General features: G+C 37.8%; 6 protein-coding genes. All 6 read left to right on the top strand.

What is annotated here, in order from left to right; all coding sequences use genetic code 11:
- Window positions 1-276: 276 nt before the first annotated feature.
- Entirely contained in the window at window positions 277-834 is a 558-nt protein-coding gene (locus A3K86_RS10920) for a hypothetical protein (RefSeq protein WP_068330932.1), read from the top strand.
- A 180-nt stretch (window positions 835-1,014) separates the two neighbouring features.
- The gene (locus tag A3K86_RS10915) at window positions 1,015-1,494 is read left to right on the top strand and encodes a DUF3592 domain-containing protein (protein WP_068330931.1); all 480 of its coding nucleotides are present in this window, start codon (window positions 1,015-1,017) and stop codon (window positions 1,492-1,494) included.
- A gap of 111 nt (window positions 1,495-1,605) precedes the next feature.
- Window positions 1,606-2,088 carry a hypothetical protein gene (locus A3K86_RS22660; RefSeq protein ID WP_146145617.1) on the top strand — a complete coding sequence of 161 codons (483 nt, stop codon included), beginning with the start codon at window positions 1,606-1,608 and terminating at the stop codon, window positions 2,086-2,088.
- Window positions 2,089-2,400: 312 nt separating this feature from the next.
- Window positions 2,401-3,150 (top strand): hypothetical protein, encoded by a 750-nt coding sequence (locus A3K86_RS10910; RefSeq protein ID WP_068330930.1) that lies wholly within the window; start codon window positions 2,401-2,403, stop codon window positions 3,148-3,150.
- An 879-nt stretch (window positions 3,151-4,029) separates the two neighbouring features.
- The gene (locus A3K86_RS10905; protein ID WP_068330929.1) at window positions 4,030-4,674 is read left to right on the top strand and encodes a zinc ribbon domain-containing protein; all 645 of its coding nucleotides are present in this window, start codon (window positions 4,030-4,032) and stop codon (window positions 4,672-4,674) included.
- Window positions 4,675-4,841: 167 nt separating this feature from the next.
- On the top strand, window positions 4,842-5,594 hold the full coding sequence (locus tag A3K86_RS10900; RefSeq protein ID WP_146145618.1) for a hypothetical protein: 753 nt from the start codon (window positions 4,842-4,844) through the stop codon (window positions 5,592-5,594).
- Window positions 5,595-5,772: the final 178 nt, after the last annotated feature.

Below are 5,772 nucleotides of genomic sequence, written 5' to 3'. Positions count from 1 at the left end.
CTACTGTATAAAGAGCTTTAGTTGCGGCTAAAGCTAGGGTCTCACGTTACCCGATTTCATGAGTTATTATCCATACAAAGCATTTAAGAGTGATTCGCAACACTTGGCAGTTTCGCTTCGCTCAAGTATAGCCAAGCGCTGCTCACACCTTAATGCGGCGTTATGCGCTAAAGCTAAATGCTTACACCAGAGTCGAAAAGTGAGAGAAAAGTCATATTATGCAAAGTTGGAATATGCTTTCTTAATAACCTAATTCCACGTAGGTTAATGATAGTTTTGAAAGTAATTTTTGTTGATGCAGAAAATGTAGGTTTAAAACCTTTAGATGACATTAATGTTTCTGTTTTAGATAAAGTTCTAGTCTTTTCTAATGATGAAACCGTAAAAAAGCATTGTGAGTTAGAAATGTATCACTTTCTTGGTGGTTACCCTCAAAACTCAAATCAAGCTGACTTTTATATCATAGCTTCCTTAGCTAGATTATTAAGTCAAATGACTGTCAGGGAAATATCAATGACAGAAATAATGCTTTACTCGAAAGACCAATCTTTGCTTCATGCTTTTAGGTTTCAGTGCGAATTGGTTGGTGCTAATAGTACTTTTCCTCTTGAGGAAGATATAGGTGACAACGTTGTAAATATAAAGAAGTCAAACTCACCTGAGAAACAACTATTGTCATTATTACACACACCAAAAACTTCAACTGAATTGCAAAGCATATTGCCTTTGTCTAAATCAGATTTTACTCGTGTTATTAACGATTTAATAAAGAGCAAGCGTATCAGTAGAGTTCCTAATAAGAGTAAATATTGGATGAGATCTGCAAGCGCATAACAAAGCCATCAAAACGACCCTCAACGCTTGGCGTTCTAGGTATGAATTGGCTTTAGTGTTTGCGGTGGTCAATTAAATCTTGTCGTAATGCGTTGCTGGCGTTTTATGGCAGGGCGTTAGCTGCGTCAAATCGATACATTTTCACTAATAATATTCAATCTAAAATGAATCAAGGATGAGATGGTTTTCAAGTTTTTATTTAGGTCAGTGTTTATACTGCTGCTGTTTTTAGCTGTTCTTTTGATTTTTACGGATGTTGTTAATACATATAAATATTCCAAAATGAGTCGCTGGGAGCATACAAAAGCAAATGTAATTAAATCAGAGTTGGTTTATAAGGATGTAAAGTCAGGAAGTAGAACAAGAATGAAGTGGTGTGTTGATTTTTTGTATTCATATACTGTAGAAAATCAAGTGTTAACTTCAGGGCAAATCCGCAAAGGAAACGTAGTAAATTGCTCGAAAAGTAAAGGTTATGTCGCTAAAGAAATATCGAATTACCCTTATGGCTCGGTTGTTGATGTTTATTATGATCCAAATCGACTCAATGATTCAGTGTTAGAGTTAAAAATAGTAAATTATCATTTTTCACTGTTTTTAGGGTTGTTTTTAATGATCTTGAGTGTTGTTGCGTTGAGAATAAAAAAATTCAGAAAATAGGAAATTAGTTTATAAATCGCGCAGCTAACAAAGGCATCAAGGTGACTTGTTACACTCGGCAGTTTCGGTTTGGAGTTCAGTGGGCTTGGTAAGTTCGTCGTGGCGCACCTTATGCCAGGCGTTACCTCGCGAATTAAGAAGGTTGGGGTGGTCGGCTCCGCTGTTGCTGTTCGTTGGTCAATTCCAGAAGCATTTGTCTGCATTAAGAGTTGCTCATCGCAAGTCGCGGTGTTGAGTAAGCCGCATGCCAAGTTCAACAATGTCTTAGGCTATTACTGTTGCAAGTCTGCACTTGTCGCCCTAAATGTTGTCACTCGTGCCAAAAGAGTTTATCGGGTAGGGCTACAAACGTTAGTCGCTCCCCGTTCGTGGTTTTCTGTGGCAGAAGTCGTCAATTATTCGCTGGTATCCGCGTTTAAGAATGAAGGCGGTGCGTTGGCATACCAGTGGTTACATTTTGTTGGTTGCCGAACCCAATTGTTTTGTGGGTGTTGCCCGCGGCTTAACTTGGGCAGTGGTCAATGTTTTGCTTGGTCGAAAGTTCCAGCCCTAATATTGTCGATAGCCGCTATTTTGTTGGTAAGTAGGCAGTAGTTTCGGTGGTTATAGTTTTCTTTGTCAGCGTTGAGTTCTAGGTTTGTCACTCAGGTTTGTTGTAAGAGCAAGCTTCATCGCATCATAGCAGGCAAGCTGCTTTGGCACTTATACGTGAGCGGGTAACAAAATCATTAAAACGACCCTCAACGCTTGGCATTCTAGGTATGAATTGGCGTTAGTGTTTGCGGTGGTTAATTAAATATTGTCGTAATGCGTTGTTGGCGTTTTATGGCAGGTCGTTAGCATCATAGGTGAGATATTTACCTAATACATAATTATAATACTGGTGATTAAGGTGATAAAAAGTCTATGTTATCAAAAAAATATTTAAAAACTTTATTCATGTTCATAAGTGTTGTTTTTTTAGTAAACACATCAGCGAATAGTAATGAGATAAAAGAACATAATATCGAAAATCTACAGCGGGGTGTTTATAAAACGAATGGCGATACAATTGGTAAGACTATTGATGATGTCTTTAATGATTTTAATCGGTTAGCTTTAAAAGTTCGTCCTGAACTTGTAATTCCAATAGATGATGTAAAGAAGCAAAGTATTCAGAATTTAATATCAAGTATGTCAACAAAAGAGGCTTTGGCTATGCAAAGTAATATTGATGAATTACTTGAGTCAAGTTCCCAGGAATCTCAAGTACTTTCAGCGGCGGATGTTGTTGATGTAAGTGATCTGGCATACTTAGTCGATGATCTTGGTTTTGATATTATGATATACAATTATAAGTATACGGGAGTATCGGCATCATTTACTATTGTTGTTGTCAGTGATGAAGAGATTAAAAATGATGTTGCTTTAGTTATATTAGAGTCTAAGTATTCAACAAACGCTAGAAAACATGCTGAAGATTTAACATATCTTTATATCATTTTAAGTTACGTGTTATCTGATCAACCAGATAAGAAAAAATCATTAGAATTAGTAAGTAATACCTTCAGGCAGTTAAAGCAAAAAGGAGTATCGGAGATTATTTATGATTCGATAACTTTTACCACATATACACGCCAAGATTCAGTAACCGAAACAATTATAAAGCCACTCTAATGTAATAATTGAACTTGGTAAATATGCAATTTTTGGTTCATGCTGCTAACAAAGGCATTAAGGTGACGCTTGACACTCGGCGGTTTTGGTTTGAAATATATTTGGTTTAGTAAGTAATGCGTTGGCGCACCTTATGCCAAGCGTTACCTCGCGAATTAAGAAGGTTGGGGCTGTCGACTCCGCTGTTGCTGTGAGTTGGTCAATTCCAGAAACATTTGTCTGCATTAAAATTTTTCCATCGTAATTCGCGGTATTGAGTTTGTCGCATGCCAAGTTCAACAATGTCTGTGGCTATCACTAATGCAAGTCTGCACATGTCGCCCTAAATGTTGTCACTCGTGCCAAAAGACTTTATCGGGTAGGGCTACAAACGTTAGTCGTTCCCCGCTATTGGTTTTCTGTGGCAGAAGTCGTTAATCATTCTCTGGTAACCGCGTTTAGCGATGAGGTCGGTGCGTTGGCATGCCGGTGGTTACATCTTGGTGGTTGCCGAAGCAAATTGTTTTGTGGGTGTTGCCCGCGGCTTAACTTGGGCTGTGGTCAATGTTTCGCTTAGTCGAAAATTCCAGCCTCAATATTGCTGATAGCCGCTATTTTGCTAGTAAGCACGCAGTAGTTTCGGTGGTTATAGTTTTCTTTGTCAGCGTTGAGTTCTAGGTTTTTCACTTAGGTTTGCTGTAAGAGCAAGCTTTATCGCATCATGGCAGGCAAGCTGCTTTGGCACTTTTACGCGAGCGGGTAACAAAGCCATTAAAACGACCCTCAACGCTTGGCATTCTAGGTATGAATTGGCGTTAGTGTTTACGGTGGTTAATTAAATATTGTCGTAATGCGTTGCTGGCGTTTTATGGCAGGTTGTTATATTTATAGGAGGTAACATTGGAAAAATGTACAAACTGTCAAAATGAATTCAGTCCGAATCATAAGTTTTGTTCGGAATGTGGCAACCCTAGAGCTACATCAGGGCACGTGATTGAGTCAGGCTCTCAAAGCGTTAATACTATTGGCTCTGAAATAAACAACAGCAATATACATATCGGCGACAATATTAACAACGCTAATAATATCGACCCTGATTTACTCAACTTAAAACGAGATTTTGTTAAATTACCTTGGTCTGAAGATGGAATGCTCGCAAAGAGATCCTCTTTCCAAAAATTAGGCACGTGGGGCAGTTTGGCTAGTATTGTGGGTCTATTTCTGCCATTTTTGACAGGAAATTTTTCTTTTCAACCTTTAGTGTTTTTGTCAGTTGTCATCTTTGGTTCAATGTTAGCATTAAGTGTGGCTATTTCTCGTAGAAAATTCGAACATTTTAGCGGGTTGAAAAACTATGAAATTAGCACGTCCGGTAAAATTTATATCACAAAGATTACTGGGGAATGTCCTTGGTGTGGTTCAGGAATGCACTTAAAAATGGTTGGACCAAAGGATCATAAAGAACATCTGTTAATGTGTATTAGAAACCCATCTCAACATAGAATTCTCTTTGATCCTACCGCACTGCCAGACATCGAAAAATAAATATAACAAAGCAATCAAGGTGACCCGTTACACTCGGCGGTTTTGGTATTGAGTTCGGTGTGCCTTGTAGGTTTAGTGCGGGGCACCTTATTGCAGGCGTTAGGGCACAAAAGGTATATATGAAATTTATAGCGTCAATTTTAGTCTTTTTAGTAGGTGTTGTGTGGATGTTTAACTCTTTAGATTGGAGTTCAACAACATTTACATGTTCAAGTTTTGTTGTATCAATGACTTTTTTACCTAAATCAGACTATTGGAAAAAACTAAAGCAAAAAATGGTTACAAAAAAGCGTACCATAGTGTTGGCGGAAAATAGTGGTATTGAAACTAATACAGAGGAGCTATTTGTTATATTTGAGGAGTTAGTTTTAGAGAAAGAAATCAACCTTGTAATTGAGCATAAAGGGATTCATGTTTTATGTAAATACGGTAATAAAGAAGAGTCTCTCTCTAAAAAGAATGCAATATTGAAACAAGCTAAACGTTGGGAACAAGATTTGGAAGTTCTAAAATCTTGTTTGAATATCATGGCATTCTTGTATAGGAAAACATATATACATATAGATAAAGAGCAAGTATTTGTAACTATGCAGAAAATTGTTAAAGAACTGTATGCTCACGAATATCAGCATAATCGTTCAATTTGTCTTTATCGGAATTCATACTCCGGGGAGAGTATTATCGTTCAACTAGACAGCGGTAAGTTTGATGAAATGCTAACGTACCTAGCTGAAACGCATAAACTTGATGGTTCATTAGCATACAATGCTTTAATGATGCCAGCATTCTATACCGTATCCGATTTGCCTATTGATTTTGTAAGAGATAACTTTTTAGCTCCCCACGTGATGAAAATTGTCGAATTAGATTTAGGTGAAGAAAGTATGCACTTAAATAGTTGGTATATAGGGCTACAATAGTGCCCTAACAAAGCAATCAAGGTGATGCGTTACACTCGGCAGTTTTGGTACGGAGTTCAGTGCGCTTTGCTGGGTCAGTGGGGCACACCTTATTGCAGGCGTTATATAACAAGGAAGGTTCGATTGAAGCCTGAAGTAAAAAGCTACGATTGCATAGACTACGATCCAATAGATACGT

Source organism: Photobacterium jeanii (assembly GCF_001650345.1).
Lineage (GTDB): Bacteria > Pseudomonadota > Gammaproteobacteria > Enterobacterales > Vibrionaceae > Photobacterium > Photobacterium jeanii.
The sequence above is the reverse complement of the archived record's forward strand: the minus strand, read 5'-3'. Positions and strand labels throughout refer to the sequence as shown.

Coding starts and splice junctions, on each gene's coding strand:
- A3K86_RS10915 (WP_068330931.1), top strand. CDS start 1,015: ATGGTTTTCAAGTTTTTATTTAGGTCAGTGTTTATACTGCTGCTGTTT.
- A3K86_RS22660 (WP_146145617.1), top strand. CDS start 1,606: ATGCCAGGCGTTACCTCGCGAATTAAGAAGGTTGGGGTGGTCGGCTCC.
- A3K86_RS10910 (WP_068330930.1), top strand. CDS start 2,401: ATGTTATCAAAAAAATATTTAAAAACTTTATTCATGTTCATAAGTGTT.
- A3K86_RS10900 (WP_146145618.1), top strand. CDS start 4,842: ATGTTTAACTCTTTAGATTGGAGTTCAACAACATTTACATGTTCAAGT.